The sequence below is a fragment of the Flavobacterium pedocola genome (assembly GCF_053764385.1).
Genome location: NZ_JBSNCR010000035.1, coordinates 1 through 255 on the forward strand (window position 1 = coordinate 1; position 255 = coordinate 255).

The following is a 255-nucleotide window of genomic DNA, read 5'->3' on the forward strand; positions in this document are numbered from 1 at the left end:
GTACATTCATCAACACTACCGGAACCAATCAATACACCATCTACGCTACCACTGGTTTCTCCACCGGCTCCACAATTATCTGTGAAGGTAGTAGATACTTCTGTTGGCCATGCTGTGTTACAGCCTGGTAAAGCGTAATCGGCAATATCGGCAACAACCGGATCGGTTTCATCGAAGTGACGGGTAATACGAAGTGTTTGTTCTGCATCGTTACCACAATCATCGGTTACAGTGAATCGGTAGTCGCGGTATTGA

Annotated in this window: 1 protein-coding gene; it reads right to left on the minus strand. The window is 46.3% G+C overall.

The genetic code is table 11. The features are described from left to right. Positions 1 to 255 (minus strand): hypothetical protein (locus ACWPKD_RS15265; RefSeq protein ID WP_455413544.1); only part of this gene is annotated, 255 nt, incomplete at both ends.